Origin of the sequence: Gilliamella sp. Imp1-1 (genome assembly GCF_001690415.1) — a bacterium.
Taxonomy (GTDB): Bacteria; Pseudomonadota; Gammaproteobacteria; order Enterobacterales; family Orbaceae; genus Gilliamella; species Gilliamella bombi.
The window spans coordinates 1-17,854 of record NZ_LZHK01000089.1; the positions used below are offsets into that span (position 1 = coordinate 1).

A 17,854-nucleotide genomic window follows, 5' to 3' on the forward strand; every position below is an offset into this window, starting at 1 on the left:
ACACAACACAACACAACACAACACAACACAACACAACACAACACAACACAACACAACACAACACAACACAACACAACACAACACAACACAACACAACACAACACAACACAACATTAATTTGTTCTTTGTATAACAAAATATTATCAAGTAAATTCCTCGAAAATTCATTCTTTGTTTATAAAAATTGCCATAAATACATTATTTATTATCTTAGATTGATAAAAATACGAAAAATTGGGATGATAAATTTCATCTTTTTTATCTTTATGACATTGTTAACTATTACTAATAGTTATGCTGCTTTATCTGCAAAGACAATAAAAACAATTGAAGGTTCAGCCCCTTATATAAAATTAAATGGCTCTGCTATTAATGAACTGGCTGATTTATTGAGTTTTCAAAAACCTGATAGTTCCTCTAATTATGTAGTAATTTATCCATCGATAAATAAAGTAATTTATGCGCATAATGGGGACAAATTTAATCAATTTATTACAAAAGTTGTTGCTGATGGACAACCAAAACGTTTATCAAATATTGTGGGAGTAAGTTATGGTGATGATGATGGCGATTTCGCTCATTCAACTATGGGAATAACAGGTACATTAACTGCTACTTGGCGTTATCGACAGTCAGATGGTACGATAAGAACGTTATCTGCTGATGAATTAAAAAACAAATTAGATTCATGCCAAAGCCCATATCAATTGACGATTAGCGCTAATAGTGTTAAAGCGCAATCTCAATATGGCATACCATTTGAACATGCTTATGGTAGTCTTAGTAAAACGTATACAATAAAAGTTGATGATTTCAAAGTTTGCTATATAAAACCTGCTAGTTTACAAATTTATGATGCTTCTGGCGTTAACAAAAATACTTGTACTAATACAACAAATTGCAAATTTATTGGTGGTTATAATCCTAGAGTTTTCTTCCCTAATGAAGGTTTTTCGGCTTTGGCTCCTACTAAATTCCCCACAACGGCTTTTGATCAAGCAAAATTTACTTTAAGAATGAGTAATGAACAAAGTGATTATATTTATACATCAAGTAATCCGAATTTAGTCTCAATAAGTAATGTAGCGGGAAGTGAAGGTGTTGTTACCTTTAATTCATCCGTTCATCCCAATTTACCTTTTAATGTAATTTTAACAGCAAGGACAAAACCCAATACAATAAGGCCTTCAAAAACGTTTATTTATTCTTTTACCATTAAAAAATGGATACGAGCACTTCCGCCAACACAATATAAAACAGAGAAGCATTTAGATACTGGAAATGGTATTTTCCCTGCAGCTAATGCTTGTGCTGGACGTGATTTAGGGATGATTAGTGCAGAAGAAGCGGCAAGTTATTTTTATTCACCAATGGAACTCAGCAATGCTCCAAGTGCAGCAACAGCTGTAACCGGGAATGGAACTGGATCATTTCCTGAATGGTATCATAATCGAGAAGCAAGATTATCGCGAGATATTGACGGCACATTTTACGGAGAATGGGGGAATTTATATAAAGGTTATCCTAAGAATGGTTTTGATTTATCTCAAGGATGTACTTGGAGTAGTCAGGCGTATACAAATGGACTTATATTTGGCATTGATATCCAAAATGGTTATGTTGGTTATAATTTGCTTAAATATGATGGATGCACTCCTGTTTGTCGAAAATAGCATCAAAAAAAAGATACTTTAGCATTGCATAAAACAATAAAAATTATTAATACACAGAAAATAGCCACATTATTATTAGTGGCTATTTTTATTAATAACTGATTATTCAATCCCTTGGCTACGCAAATAATCCTCATAATTACCTGTATAATCAATGACTTTTTCAGGTGTAATTTCAACAATGCGTGTTGCCAACGAACTAACAAATTCACGATCGTGTGAAACAAAAAATAGCGTGCCTTGATAAAGCTCTAATGCCATATTGAGTGATTCAATGGATTCCATATCTAAATGGTTAGTAGGCTCGTCCATAACAATAATGTTAGGACGTTGCATCATCAATTTACCAAATAACATACGTCCTTTTTCACCACCAGATAGGACTTTAACTTGCTTTTTAATATCATCTTGTGAAAATAACAATCGACCTAAAATACTACGTACGGCTTGCTCGTCATCGGTTGGCTGTTTCCATTGGCTCATCCAGTCAAATACAGTTAAGTCGCCTTCAAATTCGTATTCGTGATCTTGTGCATAATAACCAATATTGGCATTTTCAGACCATTTTATATCGCCTTGTTCGGGAGTAAGCTCTCCCATCAGTGTTTTTATTAATGTCGTTTTACCAATACCGTTAGTCCCTAAAATAGCGACTTTTTCGCCCACTTCGACCATTAGGTTTAAGTTTTTAAATAGTGGACCATTATCAAAACCTTTGGTCAGGTTTTCAACAACAAGCGCATTGCGGAATAGTTTTTTATCTTGCTCAAAACGAATAAATGGATTTTGGCGACTAGAGGCCTTGACTTCTTCGAGTTTTATTTTTTCAATTTGTTTTGCGCGCGAAGTTGCTTGTTTTGATTTAGACGCATTGGCACTAAATCGACTAACAAAAGATTGTAGCTCACTGATTTGTGCTTTCTTTTTGGCATTGTCAGCTAATAAACGCTCTCTCGCTTGCGTTGATGCTGTCATATAATCATCATAGTTACCAGGGTAGATGCGAAGCTCACCATAATCCATGTCTGCCATATGGGTACAGACCATATTCAAAAAATGGCGGTCATGCGAAATAATAATCATGGTGCTTTCGCGTTGATTTAAGGTGTCTTCAAGCCAACGGATAGTATCGATATCCAAGTTATTGGTCGGTTCGTCAAGCAATAAAATATCGGGATTTGAGAATAAGGCTTGGGCTAATAATACTCGTAATTTCCAGCCTGGTGCGATTTCGCTCATTAATCCATAATGTTGCTCAATTGGAATACCAACACCTAATAATAATTCACCCGCACGAGCTTCAGCGCTATAACCATCCATTTCGGCATATTGGGTTTCCAAATCAGCAACTTTAAAGCCGTCTTCTTCACTCATTTCGGGAAGTGAATAGATGCGATCACGTTCTTGCTTGATCTGCCATAATTCGGTATGTCCCATAATTACGGTATCAAGTACGGTAAACTCTTCAAACGCAAATTGGTCTTGGCGTAACTTACCTAATCGTTCATGCGGATCTAAAGCAACATTACCAGATGTTGGCACTAAATCACCACCAATAATCTTCATAAAAGTTGATTTACCGCTACCATTGGCACCAATTAAACCATAACGATTACCATTACCGAATTTAACCGAGATATTTTCAAATAATGGCTTACTTCCAAATTGCATTGTGATGTTATTTGTACTTAACACTAGAATTTACTCTCTTTAACATGCGTTTCACTCATATAAGTAATAATTAGCCTTTGAGTGAAGTCGCGGAAATATGAATTGGCGCATATTATGCCATAATTAATCATTTTTGAGGATCTTTGTTTTAGATAACGGCATTTAAGGAGGATATATTTAATATATTGTAAGGCATATGAAAAATCAGTGATATTTACTCTTTATAATTAAAATAATTCCCTTAATTCTACAAGATGTTAACCGCTTATCATATTACTTTAAACAAAGTAAATCATTCCTAAAATTTATTTTTACTTTTTGATTTCAGGCTAATTGCGAATAAATATCATCACTTGATATACCGTATAACTCATAGGTTGTGTTTAAAATTTTTTAAAAAACTTAAATAAAATCAATGTTGCACATGGTTTTAATTATAACATGTACTATCTTTTACAACATCTGAAGACAGTTGATTTGTTGTTGAAAAGTATCGACAATGCAATCCTAACAAAATTTGCATTTTATACTCAATTACTTTTTATACTGAAACACATAGTTACCTGAAAGTTTTTGACAGAAATTTCAACTCTTATGGCGACCTTGTGATAGAATATTACACCTGCCCTCAAAACCTGCGCTTTTGAGGGCAGTATTTTGACGAGGGCAAATTTGTCTGGAACAAATTTGAGCAATGCTTTAGCTCTAGGATTTACTAGCATTGTTTACGGTAATTTGAGAAACCAATTTGCTATGAGCGAATCAACTTTACGGCGACATCTTGCTTTAGAAGGATATAATTTATCCAAAATTATTTTAGATATAAGAATGAATTTTGGTTTAATGCTGTTACAAACTACCCAAAAAACGATCTTACAAATTGCCCAAGAAGTGGGATATGAATCAGGCTCTCGTTTTGCTTTTTACTTTAAACAACGTTTTGGATTTTCACCAAAGAGGCTACGTTAGCCAATTTTTTATCACTAACATTTAATTTTATTTATTAAATTGTTTTTTATGCATGTTCATTACCGTGGTTTCTCAGACTATTGTATATAGCGCTAGCAATTCCTAAAGATTGTCAATTATTTTATCATAGTAATCAATTTTTATGATATAAAGTTTACAAGTGTTAAGCCAATTGATACGATGCGTCTCTATTATTTTCTTTATATCCATCAATTATGCTTTATCTTATTTTTGTAACAATTATTTGGTCGTTTTCGTTTAGTTTTATTGGTGTTTATATCAGTGGACAGGTTGATACTTGGTTTGCTGTGGTTATGCGTGTTGTGTTAGCATTTATTACCTTTTTGCCTTTTTTACACTTTAGAAATATTAAGCCTAAAACCATGTTTCTTTTAATGGGGGTTGGGGCTTGTCAATTAGGGGTTATGTACTTTTTTTATTATAATTCCTTCCAATATATTTCAGTACCTGAAGTGCTGTTGTTTACCATTTTTACACCAATTTATGTCACGGTTATTTATGATTTACTGCAACGTCATCCATTACGATTGAGTTACCTTTTTACGGCAATAATAGCTGTTATTGGTGCCGCTATTATTCGTTATGATCATATTAGTACAAACTTTATTATTGGTTTTTTATTAATTCAAGGGGCTAATATTGTTTTTGCCTTAGGTCAAGTAGGGTATAAAAGGATTATGGAGGTTTATCCAATGCCCCAACATCAAGCTTTTGCTTGGGTTTATTTTGGATCAGTGATTGTTGCCAGCTTTGGCTGGCTGCTGTTTGGTGATGCATCAAAATTACCAACAACTAATTTGCAATGGGGAATTATTATTTGGCTTGGAATAGTGGCTTCTGGTGTGTGTTACTTTTTATGGAATTTTGGCGCGACAAAAGTTGATTCGGGTACTTTGGCTATTATGAATAATGTGGTTATCCCAACAGGGATTTTAGTGAATGTGGTTATTTGGCATCAATCATTAGACTGGTTACGCTTTATATTAGGTAGTGTAGTTATTGTGTTGGCACTATTGCTACACTACAAAATTAAAAATCGATCATTGAGTCAAGCACAATAAGCAGTTAAGGTAAATGTGTCATAATCGATAAAATTAGCGGCGTTGTAATAGAAGACAGCGTCGTTGATATTAGTAAGCTTGAAGCAATAGGTCCTTGTAACACTTCAAACTGTCTTGCCATCATATAACAATTTATTGCAATTGAAACCGAACTAAGTAATACCACTACCTGTAATTCCAAAGTTGGTAAACCTAATAGTTTACCCATAATGTAAGTAACAATTGGCAATGCAGCTAATTTTAAAATACAGATAGAGGTCGTAATAAGTAATTTGTCGCGAATTTTATATTCAGCCAGTCCCATACCTAGCACAATTAATGAGAGTGGTGCAGTCATATCGCTGACCATTTTTGTTGACTGATTGATAAATTTGGGCATAGGTAATCCAATATAATTTACGACAATCCCAGTGAAAATACCTATAATAATAGGATTTTTTGATACGTTTTTTAATGCTTTGATAAAGCTCCGTCCAGAAAATTTACCCATTTGAACAAATTCAATTGATACGGTAGCAAGTGTCCATAAAATCAGAGCGTTAAATATAACAATAATGGCTACTATGGGGATTGCTTTCTCGCCAAGTAGCATTTTGATGATGGGAATGCCAACAAAGACGGTATTAGTATAGATACCACCCATAGCAAAAAGTGTACTTTCTGAACCTGTTAATTTAAATAATTTTGATGCAACCAAACAACCAAACGCAAAGACGATAAATGATCCACCAAAAAAGACAAATAACACTTTTATATCGATTTGCGACTGTTCAGAAAAATGACTCATAATCTGAAACAGCATTATGGGGAATGCAATATAAAAAGTAAATTTAGTTAAGCTGTCGGTTACTGTTTTTTGCCAACGACCAATTTTAACAGCTAAATATCCTAATAAAATTAAGATAAATAAAGGCAAAGTAGATAAAAACTGTGCCCATAATGTAGTAAGAAATTCCATCATTATTATTTTATTGATGATTGCGTATAAAGTACCATTCTAAGTCAGTTGATCGTTTCGAATCAAATTGATAGCCTTCTAGATTAAAACTTTTAATATCGTCACTCTTTTCAATGCAATTTTTTATAATGTATCGGCTCATTAGTCCGCGTGCTTTTTTTGCATAAAAACTGATAACTTTATAGGTTTCTTTGCTTTGATCTAAAAAAATAGGTTGAATTATAGTTGCATTTAATTGTTTTGGTTTGATCGCCTTGAAATATTCGTTTGAGGTTAAATTGATTAATGTGCGATCTGATGTTTTGGCTAGTTCACTATTAAGATGTTGAGTTAATTTATCGCCCCAAAATTGATAAAGATTAGTGTTACTACCATTTTTTAAGCGGATCCCCATTTCTAACCGATAAGGTTGAATTAGGTCAAGTGGTCTTAAAATACCGTAAAGACCTGATAATATTCTTAAATGGGATTGTGCAAACTGTAGATTTTTATCAGTAAAATCTTCAACATGTAATCCTTCATAAACATCACCTTTAAAAGCAAGTATAGCTTGTCTTGCATTTTCAAGATTAAAATCACTATGCCAATCTTTAAATCGCTCATAATTAAGTTCGGCTAATTTTTTGCTAATAGACATTAAGTTAGCTAAATTTTCAATACTTAGTTTTTTGCAATCTTGAATAAGTCTTTTAGTTGAGTCAATAAATTGAGGAAGTGTGTAATTTTGGGTTAATAATGGAGATTGGTAATCCAAAGTTTTCGCCGGAGAAATAATTGTTATCATACGTATTTAGCCTATTGTGTTTTGTAGTAAATAGGTTTATTTTACCTCTAATTCAACTCAAAGGAGTAGCAAAATGAACATCGATAAAAAAGAAATACATGATATTAAATCTTGGGCTTCTGTTCGTGAAACCTCGATTGAAATTGCTGAGGCTATTTTTGAGCTAGCTAACCATGATGAAAAACTTGCCGAACAAATTTGGTCAGAAGGTAGTGATGAAGTGTTGAAAATTGCGTTTTCTAAAACCAAAGCGGATAAGTTGTTCTGGGGTGAACAGACTATTGAACGTAAAAATGTTTAAATCTTTATGAATTTGACTTTTTTAGGGACAAGTGCTGGTTCCCCAACATTACAACGTAATGTGAGCAGTATTTTATTGGATCTTAGGCAAGAGCGGGGTAAGTTCTGGCTTTTTGATTGTGGTGAGGCAACTCAGATGCAAATGCAAAAAGCCAAGTTTAGTCTTGCTAAACTTGAGATCATTTTTTTAACACATCTACATGGCGATCATCTGTTTGGACTACCAGGTGTTTTAACTTCCCGTTCCTTGATGCAGAATCAATCTCCTTTAACATTGATCGCTCCGAAAGGAATTAAAATCCTTATCGAAACTGTCATTGAAATTAGTTATTCTTGGTTAACCTATCCTCTTAACATCATTGAGCTTGAAGAAAATTGTACCGTTTTTGAAGATAATCAGTTTCAAGTAGAAGCAAAATTATTACAACATCGTGTACCGTGTTTTGGTTATCGTATTATCGAAAAAGATCTACCTGCTCAGCTTAATATCGATAAATTAAAGCAAGATAATATTCAGGCTGGTCCTTTTTATAACGATCTTAAAAATGGTAAAACAATTACACTTGATGATGAGCGAATAATTAATGGTACAGATTACTTAGGTCAAATTAAAAAAGGCCGAAAGTTAGCAATTTTAGGTGATACTATTCCTTGCCAAACCTCAATTGATCTTGCTAATGATGTTGATTTGCTTGTTCATGAAGCAACCCAAGAACATGCTTTAGTTGATAAGGCTATTGAACGTGGTCATTCCACCACTGTACATGCGGCAACGATTGCCAAACAAGCTAATGCCAAAAGACTTATAATGACTCATATAAGCCCAAGATATAATTTGAATAACAATAAAAAGTTAGTTAATGAAGCAAAAAGTGTTTTTGCAAATACTGAAATCGCTACCGATTTTGCAACTTTTTCCATTTAGTTAGATTTATTTTATAAAATTTCGCCGATGTTATTTTATCGGCGAATAAAAAACAGATTAAAGACAAAAATCCTTAATTAGTTGTTCTATTGCTATTTTAGTTGGTTTTAAAAAGTCCATTGAAATAAACTCATCGGGCTGGTGTGCTTGTTCAATTGAACCAGGTCCTAATACAATCGTTGGTGAAATTTGGTTTAGGTAGGGGGCTTCTGTGCTGTAGTTGACTGTCTGCGCACTATGACCGACTAATTTTTCAATGTGTTGTAATGCTGGATGATCTTTTTTACACTCATAGCCCGGAATTGGGGCAACTTCGTATTCTATAGCAATTCGATTTGGATATTTATCCATAACGGGTTGCAGTGCTTCACAAAGCGCATGATAAAGTGAATCAACATCGTTATCGGGCAATACACGAATATCAATCACTAGCTCACAACAACCGCAAATACGGTTGGCCGCATCCCCCCCGTGAATAACACCTAAATTTAGAGTAGGGTAAGGAACGCTAAACCCGTCATTATGATATTGTTCTTTGAATTTTTGTTTTAGTACTAACAAGCGTTCAATGACTAAATTCATCACTTCGATAGCGTTAATACCTTTATCGGGATCGCTAGAATGCCCTGATTTACCAATGACTTTAATGGAATTAGAGATAAATCCTTTATGTGCTCTGATGGGGATTAACGATGTTGGTTCGCCAATAATAGTACAGTCGGGTTGTAATTTAGTATTCTTCGCAAAAAATGCGGCACCAGCCATTGAAGTTTCTTCATCGGCGGTGGCAAGGATATAAATGGGGTTAGTTAACTTTTTAAGATCAATATCACGCAGCGCATCTAAAATAAAGGCAAAAAAGCCTTTCATATCAGCGGTGCCAAGTCCATATAACTTATTATTTTCTTCCGTTAATTTAAAGGGATCTTTACTCCATTGCCCATCATCAAACGGAACAGTGTCACTGTGTCCACTTAGCAATAAACCACCTTGGGTTTTATTTTCGGTATTTGAATAAGTAGCTAACATATTATATTTATGACGAGTATTAGGAACAGGTTGGATATCAATAGCAAAACCTAAATCTTCAAACCAACTGGCTAACTTGTCGATGAGTGGTTTGTTAGAATAATCTAATTTCTTGTTAGTAACGTTACTAATTGTTGGTATTGAAATTAGTTCGTTATATATTGTTAAAAAAGACGGTAGGGCCATAAAAATTACCTTTAAATGTTAAACGAAAATATATTATTTTATAATGCTATAAGCATAGCATTTACCTTTTCACTTGCCTATCAATAACCTTATTGTTTCATGTTATGTTTTATATTAAGAATAAAATTAATTTAATCGTTTGAGTATTAAAAGCAAGGTTTAGAATATGGTTTTTATTATTATCGTTATCTTTGATAAAAAACGGGCTATAAGCCAAGCCCGTTTGAGTGATTAATTAACTGTAAAAACAACTACTGTTGTGGGATGATACTTATCTTTTGCCCACCTTTTGATACCGCTTGAATATCACGATCATACATTGCTTCACCAAATGCAGGTGGAATGCTATAGATTCCTACATTAGTTGCTTTTATTTGATAGGTGAATTCTTGTATTTTATTATTATAAGTTGAACCATAAATAATAACACGATCTTCACGTACATCTGTATATTCAGGATACCAAGTGTATTTTCCTGTTTTTATACTAATTGGTGAAACCCAACCATAATTTTCATCATAATCATTTTCTTCATAGTCATCATATTCTTCATTATCTTGAATATATTCGTCATAATCTTTTTCTTGAGAATTTATTGGTTGTTGTACTACTTCAAAACCACCTGGTAGTAAATCAACAATGGCAATATTAGTTGCACCTTCATCTGCTAGTGCTCGGATTCTAACTGTTACGTTAATTTTATCGCCAAGTTTGACTTGTTCAACAGGTTTGCCATCAAGATCAGTAAATTCACGATATACTTCAAGCCCCCGTTTAATTGGCTCTTTAGGGATATCTTTGTCATAACCTTGTTCAGACAGCATATACCAAACAGGTAAGCTTGATTTATTAGTTATGCTTAATTGTGCATCTTGATCATTAAACTTGCCTTTAGCTAAAATTCCACTTAAATTTGCAATAATTCTTTGTTTTTCTGCATCTTTTGATATTGCATTAATTTCAAGAGTATCTTTAGATAAATTTGATTGTTCAATGCTCTGCGAATAACTACTTAAAGCCAATATTGTCATTGCTGCCGATTGAGTAGTATATTTTTGTTTATTTAGCATGATAACCATATTTTCTAATGCTTGTGCAGGAATATCTTTTGCTTTTTCAGGAAAATGTTTGCTAATTAAATAGATTTTTCCTGCATTAACGACCAGTGGATCATAATAGTTGTTTAGCCACCAAGCACGATCATATGCAGCTTCTAATTGTTGCCAAACAGGTTTGATTAATTTATTTGCTTCTTTATCCATCTTTAACATTTTATATGATGAAGCTAAATACATTGCTGTTATATCTTTTTTCCATGAATCATCTTTTCGATTAAGATTGCTAATGGTAGAGGCTAAATAGCTTGTTGTAACTTGATTTTGCCTTGTTAATAAATAGATAGCATAAGCACGTACTCTTAAACCATAAGTACTAGTATCACTAGATTCAGCAATTGTTTGCAAATATTTATTAGCATTATCAAGCATTTTTTGGGGAACTTGATAACCCATTTCTTTTGCTTCAAGCATAAAGTTTACTGCATATAATGTAATAAATGGATCAACATTATAAGTTGAGTACCATAAACCAATTGCACCTTCACTATTTTGGCGAGATTGCAGCACTTGGAATAATTCTGATAATGGAGCTATTCCTTCTTTTGAGGCCAGATCAAATTCCTTATATTTACTAGCGATCAAAATAGGAATCGCGCGACTAACAATCTGTTCAGAGCAATAATGAGGGTAATCCTGCAAATAGGTACTTAGGCCTTTACTTAGTATGAATGGTGAATAAGCTGCAGCAGCTTCACGTTTACTTAAATTATTATACATGTCTCTAAAATCAGTAAACGTTTGTTTATGATCTGCCATTCTTCCCATTCTTGTGATTAATCTGTATTCAGTTAATGGCCGTATTGAAAGGCTAATATCACGTGTAATTGTTATATCATTATAGTTGGCGGAAAAGTGAAGATCGCCATTACCAAGCTGATCTGTTGCTTTAAAGTTAAATTTTAAAACCCCATCTTTGCCATTAGCCAATTCGATGGTTTTTTTATTATCACTCGTGATTGATAGGTTAGGAGTGGTTGAAACTTTAACATTAATAGGAATTACTTTATCACCAATATTTTCAATAAGATTAGTTACGTTTAGGGAAACTTCAAACTCATCATTTGGTGCAGCAAAATATGGGACATTAGGTTGTAAAACAATATCATTATGTACTGTTGTTGACATTTGAGTATGTCCCATTGTTTTGTCACCAACTGATACTGCCATGATACGAATTTTGCCATTAAAATAATCAGGCACTTTATATTCAATGGTTTTATCGCCATCGACATCGATAATACCTGACCAATAAGCTACTGGTTCATCTATTTTCCGTTTAAATGGATTTAAATGATTTGATAAGACATCATCATTATCACCATCACCACCAGGTGCTGAAGTTGTTATTAAATGTCGAAATTCTGGCAATATAAGATCTAAAATTTGCGAAGTTCTTACAGATAGTGCTTTTTTTCGTAAGAAGCTATTTAATGGATCTTTCAGTTTATAATTTGAGACTTGCAAAATTCCTTCGTCTACGGCAAATACAACTGCTTTTTGTGGCGTATTTGTGTGTATTGTAATTGGTAGCGTATCTCCTGGTTTTATTAGTGATGGTGCTTGTAATACGATTTTATCGTTAAATTGATCATTTGAAATTTTGAAAGGTATAACACCGTAACTAAGTGGACTCATAAAAATTTCATCTGAATTTGGATCACGAATAAATTGGACATTAATATAACCATTACCACCAATGTCTTTTGGTAGGGTTATTTTTTGTATTGAGCTTGTTGTATCTGTGTGGAACCACTTCCAAGCATACACTTTGTCGCGCTCAATAGTAATAATACCACTACCTACATAAGGAGCTGTGATTGAGACTTCTATTTCATCACCCGGATTATATTGTGCGTCTTTAATTTTTAATGAAAGCTCCGCATTACGGTCTAAATTACGAGTAACATTCGCTTTACCTACAATAGAGTATTTACCTTGGTAAAGTAATTCGTCATCATTATTTTTGATTTGAATAATATAATTACCAGGATTTTTACTATCTAATTGATATCTAGTTTTATCTTGATTAATCTTAAATGGTTGTTCAGATAGAACCGATTCTTTACGGCGTGATTCATATTTATAAACTCCTGAAGATTGTCTAACTAATACCGATAGATATTTTTCTTCAATTAAAACAAGTTTTAGATCAGATAACTCTATTTTTTCTAAAGTCGGATTTATCGCTATAAAATCAATATGACGAACTGAATCCCTGTTAATATATCTTAAATTGCCATCCGCTTTAGCTCCGACTAAATAATCATTTGGTGAAATAAAGGTGCTTGCAGTTGTCGCAACGCTTCGTCCACTATCAGGCTCAAAAACATCGGTTAACATTCTTAGCGTGTAGTTTCCTTCAAAGCTTTGTATATTGTCATTGAGATTGAGTTTTACTATACCGTTTTCATCTGTTGTTTTTTCATCTAATTCAACTTTAAAACTATTTCTTTCACCAGAAATATTTTGGTAGAAATAGTAATCTTCATATTTTTTGAAATAAGGTGTTGATGGTTCAAGAATTAATGTATTTGTGACTCGACGATTAGTTGCATCAGTACCGATTAGGTTTTTGGCTTTAATCTCAGCTTGGATATTTTCAGGTTTTAACCAACCATCTTTTATTTCTGGCAACAACTTAAGAGAAACAGCAGTTTTATCTGGTTCAAATTCACGAACTACAACCGAACTTGAGCCTAATAGGATTCGCGATTCTTCATCATCATTTTTTAAATATAAATTAATATACCAATCACCAGTAGGGGACTCATAGTTGGTTTTATAGTTAAGCTCATTAAAGCCTGATTTATTTAGTACAATTGGTTTTTTTAGTACTAAATTGGATTTTGGATCATAAATTTCTGCTTCTACAGTGATCCCTTCCAATGAATTTTCCCAATTTTGAGCTCGAACTATGGTGCCAATATGGAATGTATCACCTGGACGGTAAATCCCTCGATCTGAAAAAATATGTGAACGCAATTCACCGCCTTCTATGGTTTCACGAATTCCACCTATATCAAAACGAGATAGATTTAAATTTCTTTCATAACTTTTGATCGGTAAAAATGATAGATCACTTCCTTTTTCAACAATATATAAAAGAGGTTTAATTCCTTGATAATATTCAGATAATGGTGCAAAGTGGACATGACCTTTACTATCAGTTTTTTGTGAAGCAATAGTGACTCCATTCATGCCTAGAACTGAAACTTTAGCACCGCTAATGGGTTCGCCTGAACTTATTGATTGAATAAAGAGATCATTGGATTGATCAAGTGACTTTTTGGCGATAATTCCTAAATCCGTAACGACAATAAAGCGTGAAGACATGAACTCATATTTAGTATCTTTTTTATCTTTTCCATAAAGTCTTAACAAAAAGACACCACGGTTCTTATTCCCATTTGTGTTAGCAGTTAAGTAACGAGTTAAATCGACATTTGTGTATTTAACTTCTTCAGGAGCACCTGTAACGTCTTTAGTTATGCTGTATTTTTCAATAAAATGATCATTATCCAATTCGCCAAAATTCATATCGCTAAATTCGTAACTTTGATTAAAAGCTACCAAATGTTGAAGCTGTGAAGGGATAACGCGATCTATTTCTAACTTCATCTGCTCTACATTGCGCGATACTATAGGTAGTTTTTTCTCGCCTGATAGAGATAATAATGACCCAGACGCAGCAAAATCAAGATAAGTTGGGTAACTAGGAACTGTTAATATTGTCTGATAATCTTGTTTTAAAAAATACCCCTCTTGAGAAGATAAAGGTTGATTAACTTCAATATATACCTTTGAGTTTTGTTCAGTTTTAAATTCAAAGCTAATTTGATTCTGATAAGCAAGTTCAGTATCAATTGGTTTTATTGATATTGGAGTTGCTCTTTCGAGTATTTCTGGTGTTACATTGTATTTTGTTTCGTATCTACCTGAAGATCTATTGTAATAGCTTTCACTATAAGAACCATTGTTATTTTCAGGTAATTGCCAAACTTTGATTGCTTTCGATACATCTTCAGATCTTACGGCATGACTTAATGATAAAACTAATACCTGCTGTATTTTTTCATTGCTTTTTTCAACCAATGTAAGCTCTGTTCTTGTAACACTTAAATGATATTTATCTGGTACAGTTACACTATTAGTTATATCATAATTCATTGAGTTACCACCTAAAGTTGATCTAACCCCTTTGTTAATTGTTATTTTTAAATAACCTTCTTTATCAAGTAAGGGAATAGGTGCGCTCTTTATATATGCGATTTTGTCATTATCACCATAGGTTATAGTAAAATCGACATGGTTTAAGAATTCATCATCGTTTTTTTCGTATGAATTGTCAGATTTCTTCTCTTTTTCATAAAGCGATAAAATAATATTTTTTTCAAAGCTTTGCCTATCAACAGGATGACTAAATCTGATTGTATTTATGACGTTCCTAATATTTGTTTCTGTAGGGTTGGAATAAAGCTCACCTCGATTTTTGAAATTATATTCAAAATTAGGAGAAATAAAGGAAAAGGTTGCACTATTTTTTTCTAGTTCGCTATTTTCAGCCAATAATTTTGACTTATCCAATATGACTGTATATTCAATACCAAGTGGCCACTTTCTCTCTTTTGGTGTGAATTTTATTGTTGAATCATTTGACCATGTCCATTTTCCCTCAATGTTTGGTGAAATACTAATACCTTCTGCTATTTCATCTTTATTGATTGATTCTAAGGGAATTGGTGGACGTTTAGCACCGGTGAATTGGATATATATTATACCGTTACTTGTACTTGGTGGGACTAATTTAGCTGAATAGGTATTTATTATTATAGGTGCTGGCTCAATCGGTTTTGGGCGATTTAAATACCAATGATAGGCGTAATTACCAGAAAAGTAAGCAATAAAACCCAAAATAAGAATTGCACCAATTAAAGTTTTTATTTTTTTTAATGTAGAACCTACTGCATAATAAAATCTTTTTGCATTAGGTAGCCAGTCTGGTGTTGACCATTTTATATCACCGATAATTGGACTAAATAACCAAAAAAATCCTTTTGCTAAGATTAATAAAAAAAACAGAAAATAACTGATTATTTCCCAAGCCTTTTGCAAAACATAGAAAGGCAGTTGCAAGATTAATTTCAGTAATCCCATTATTTATCCCTATTCCTTATATAAAAACTTAAAAATCAATTTTTTATTATATTTTATATTTCAATACGCACACTTATCAAAATTTCGACAAGCTTTTTTATCGTTTATTTTTAATAGTGAATATTTTTTTAAAAATACTAATTTTTTATAATATAACACTTTACATAAAAACGCCACTTACAAATATAAAATGTAGATATTTAAAGGGATCGGATAACCAGTTGAAAAAATAGGCATTTATAATTATCAATTTACTTTATTTTTTAGCAATAAAAACCGCCCGTATTGGGGCAGGATAACCTTCAATTGTTTTGGTTGAATCATCTGGATCTAAAAAGTTGGCCAGAGAATCTGATGTCATCCATTCAGTTTTGCGTTGTTCATCAAAATTAGTTAATGATATATCAACCATTCTTACATCTGAATACCCACATTTTTCCAGCCAATTAATCATTGTAGGAGTAGAAGGTATAAAATAGACATTACGCATTTGTGCATAACGATCACCTGGCATTAAAGCTTGATGTAATTCTCCATCAATAACCAAAGTTTCAAGTACTAGTTGTCCACCTTCAACCAATTGCTCCTTCAATTGGAATAAATGATCAAGAGGCGAGCGGCGATGATATAAAACCCCCATTGAAAATACGGTATCAAAAGCATTAAGTTTAGGGAGATGTTCAATTCCAAGTGGTAATAAATGTGCTCGCTGATCGTTACCTAGTAGTTTACGAATAGCTTCAAATTGGCATAGATAAAGCGCCATAGGATCAATTCCGACAGCAAGTTTTGCTCCAGCGCCAATCATTCGCCATAAATGATAACCACTGTTACAACCCACATCTAAAACAATTTTATCTTCTAAACAATCAATATGATTAATTAAGCGTTCCCATTTCCAATCTGAACGCCATTCTGTATCAATATCAATTCCATACAAGTGAAAAGGACCTTTGCGCCATGGCATCATATTTTTTAATAATTGTGTTATCCTTTGCTGTTCACCTGTAGAAAGAGGCTCTTTTGATTTCGCTGTGACACTATGTAATAAATCAATTTGATAAGGGGAGATGGATGGTAAATGTTTAATACTGTTTAGCCATTGATTAAAGCGACTATCTATGTTTTGTTTTTGCCAATTTGCGAGTTGTGCAGGTAATACTTCAAGCCAACTACTAAGTCTATTTTTTGCGATAATCTGGTAAAAATCACCAAAATCAATCATTCTGTTATCCTTTATCAATTACGCTTAAATTAATCTGTTATTTTATGGCAATAATAGATCCAAAATTAAAACATTGGAACCAAGTGTCAATGTGTTTAAAACCAGCTTTAGATAGTCGCTGTTTATGTGTTTCGATAGTATCTGTTAGCATGACGTTTTCTAGCATGTTACGTTTTTGACTGATTTCAAGCTCACTATAGCCGTTAGCACGTTTAAAATCATGATGCATATTAAATAGTAATTCATCAATGCAGGTATCACTAAAATTAAATTTTTCAGATAGGACTAAAATGCCATTTGGTTTTAACGCATTATAGATATTATTTAAAACACGTTGACGATTTTCAGGAGTTAAAAATTGTAAGGTGAAGTTGAGTACAACCATTGATGCGTTTTGCATGTTAATATGGCAAATATCATCACAAATTACGTCTACAGGTGTGCTTGATTTGTAGGATTCAATATGCCGCTTACAACGTTCAACCATTGGCTGAGAATTATCAACCGCAATAATATGGCAATTTTCTTGATTGACATTGCGTCGAATAGATAATGTAGCAGCGCCTAATGAACAACCTAAATCATAAATCATTGAATTAGGTTGTACAAATCTTTCGGCTAGCATGCCGATCATCGAGATAATATTAGAATAACCAGGAACAGATCGCTGCACCATATCAGGAAAAACTTCGGCAACTTTCTCATCAAAAGTCCAATCCCCCAATTTTTCAATAGGTGTGATGAATAATTGGTCTTTTTTAATATCCATAAAAAGTTATT

At 33.1% G+C, this 17,854-nt stretch carries 11 protein-coding genes and 1 pseudogene; 5 read left to right on the forward strand and 7 right to left on the reverse strand.

What is annotated here, in order from left to right:
- Nucleotides 1-266 precede the first annotated feature (266 nt).
- Nucleotides 267-1,673: a hypothetical protein gene (locus tag A9G38_RS07575; protein WP_034910529.1), complete on the forward strand. Its 1,407-nt coding sequence runs from the start codon at nucleotides 267-269 to the stop codon at nucleotides 1,671-1,673.
- Nucleotides 1,674-1,775: 102 nt separating this feature from the next.
- On the opposite strand, the gene A9G38_RS07580 is transcribed toward A9G38_RS07575, so the two are convergent.
- The gene (locus A9G38_RS07580) at nucleotides 1,776-3,368 is read right to left on the reverse strand and encodes an ABC-F family ATPase (RefSeq protein WP_034910532.1); all 1,593 of its coding nucleotides are present in this window, start codon (nucleotides 3,366-3,368) and stop codon (nucleotides 1,776-1,778) included.
- Between the two features lie 591 nt (nucleotides 3,369-3,959).
- Between A9G38_RS07580 and A9G38_RS12460 the strand changes: the two genes are divergently transcribed.
- The gene (locus tag A9G38_RS12460) at nucleotides 3,960-4,313 is read left to right on the forward strand and encodes a helix-turn-helix transcriptional regulator (protein ID WP_255307538.1); all 354 of its coding nucleotides are present in this window, start codon (nucleotides 3,960-3,962) and stop codon (nucleotides 4,311-4,313) included.
- A 215-nt stretch (nucleotides 4,314-4,528) separates the two neighbouring features.
- Nucleotides 4,529-5,395, forward strand: a complete 867-nt coding sequence (locus A9G38_RS07590; RefSeq protein WP_034910535.1) for a carboxylate/amino acid/amine transporter — start codon at nucleotides 4,529-4,531, stop codon at nucleotides 5,393-5,395.
- A gap of 4 nt (nucleotides 5,396-5,399) precedes the next feature.
- Here the strand turns inward: A9G38_RS07590 and A9G38_RS07595 are convergent, their stop codons facing one another.
- Nucleotides 5,400-6,356: an AEC family transporter gene (locus A9G38_RS07595; protein WP_034910537.1), complete on the reverse strand. Its 957-nt coding sequence runs from the start codon at nucleotides 6,354-6,356 to the stop codon at nucleotides 5,400-5,402.
- A 7-nt stretch (nucleotides 6,357-6,363) separates the two neighbouring features.
- Nucleotides 6,364-7,137: a peroxide stress protein YaaA gene (gene yaaA, locus A9G38_RS07600; RefSeq protein ID WP_034910540.1), complete on the reverse strand. Its 774-nt coding sequence runs from the start codon at nucleotides 7,135-7,137 to the stop codon at nucleotides 6,364-6,366.
- Nucleotides 7,138-7,210: 73 nt separating this feature from the next.
- Between yaaA and A9G38_RS07605 the strand changes: the two genes are divergently transcribed.
- Both A9G38_RS07605 and rnz read left to right on the forward strand, forming a co-directional pair.
- Nucleotides 7,211-7,438 carry a YccJ family protein gene (locus tag A9G38_RS07605; protein WP_034910542.1) on the forward strand — a complete coding sequence of 76 codons (228 nt, stop codon included), beginning with the start codon at nucleotides 7,211-7,213 and terminating at the stop codon, nucleotides 7,436-7,438.
- Nucleotides 7,439-7,444: 6 nt separating this feature from the next.
- Nucleotides 7,445-8,362, forward strand: coding sequence for a ribonuclease Z (gene rnz, locus A9G38_RS07610; RefSeq protein WP_034910546.1), 918 nt, complete (start codon nucleotides 7,445-7,447; stop codon nucleotides 8,360-8,362).
- A 57-nt stretch (nucleotides 8,363-8,419) separates the two neighbouring features.
- On the opposite strand, the gene argE is transcribed toward rnz, so the two are convergent.
- The 4 genes and pseudogenes from argE to cmoA all read right to left on the reverse strand — a co-directional run.
- Nucleotides 8,420-9,583: an acetylornithine deacetylase gene (argE, locus tag A9G38_RS07615; protein ID WP_141671762.1), complete on the reverse strand. Its 1,164-nt coding sequence runs from the start codon at nucleotides 9,581-9,583 to the stop codon at nucleotides 8,420-8,422.
- Between the two features lie 245 nt (nucleotides 9,584-9,828).
- Nucleotides 9,829-15,849: an MG2 domain-containing protein gene (locus A9G38_RS07620; protein ID WP_034910554.1), complete on the reverse strand. Its 6,021-nt coding sequence runs from the start codon at nucleotides 15,847-15,849 to the stop codon at nucleotides 9,829-9,831.
- Between the two features lie 256 nt (nucleotides 15,850-16,105).
- Complete coding sequence (gene cmoB, locus A9G38_RS07625) at nucleotides 16,106-17,074, reverse strand: tRNA 5-methoxyuridine(34)/uridine 5-oxyacetic acid(34) synthase CmoB (RefSeq protein ID WP_034910556.1); 969 nt, start codon at nucleotides 17,072-17,074, stop codon at nucleotides 16,106-16,108.
- A 37-nt stretch (nucleotides 17,075-17,111) separates the two neighbouring features.
- Nucleotides 17,112-17,834, reverse strand: a pseudogene (cmoA, locus tag A9G38_RS07630) (carboxy-S-adenosyl-L-methionine synthase CmoA); the annotation flags it as partial.
- Nucleotides 17,835-17,854: the final 20 nt, after the last annotated feature.

Bases quoted from the DNA above. Each gene is read 5' to 3' on its own strand.
- A9G38_RS07575 (WP_034910529.1), top strand. From the start codon at position 267: ATGACATTGTTAACTATTACTAATAGTTATGCTGCTTTATCTGCAAAG.
- A9G38_RS07590 (WP_034910535.1), top strand. From the start codon at position 4,529: ATGCTTTATCTTATTTTTGTAACAATTATTTGGTCGTTTTCGTTTAGT.
- A9G38_RS07595 (WP_034910537.1), bottom strand. From the start codon at position 6,356: ATGATGGAATTTCTTACTACATTATGGGCACAGTTTTTATCTACTTTG.
- yaaA (WP_034910540.1), bottom strand. From the start codon at position 7,137: ATGATAACAATTATTTCTCCGGCGAAAACTTTGGATTACCAATCTCCA.
- A9G38_RS07605 (WP_034910542.1), top strand. From the start codon at position 7,211: ATGAACATCGATAAAAAAGAAATACATGATATTAAATCTTGGGCTTCT.
- rnz (WP_034910546.1), top strand. From the start codon at position 7,445: ATGAATTTGACTTTTTTAGGGACAAGTGCTGGTTCCCCAACATTACAA.
- A9G38_RS07620 (WP_034910554.1), bottom strand. From the start codon at position 15,849: ATGGGATTACTGAAATTAATCTTGCAACTGCCTTTCTATGTTTTGCAA.
- cmoB (WP_034910556.1), bottom strand. From the start codon at position 17,074: ATGATTGATTTTGGTGATTTTTACCAGATTATCGCAAAAAATAGACTT.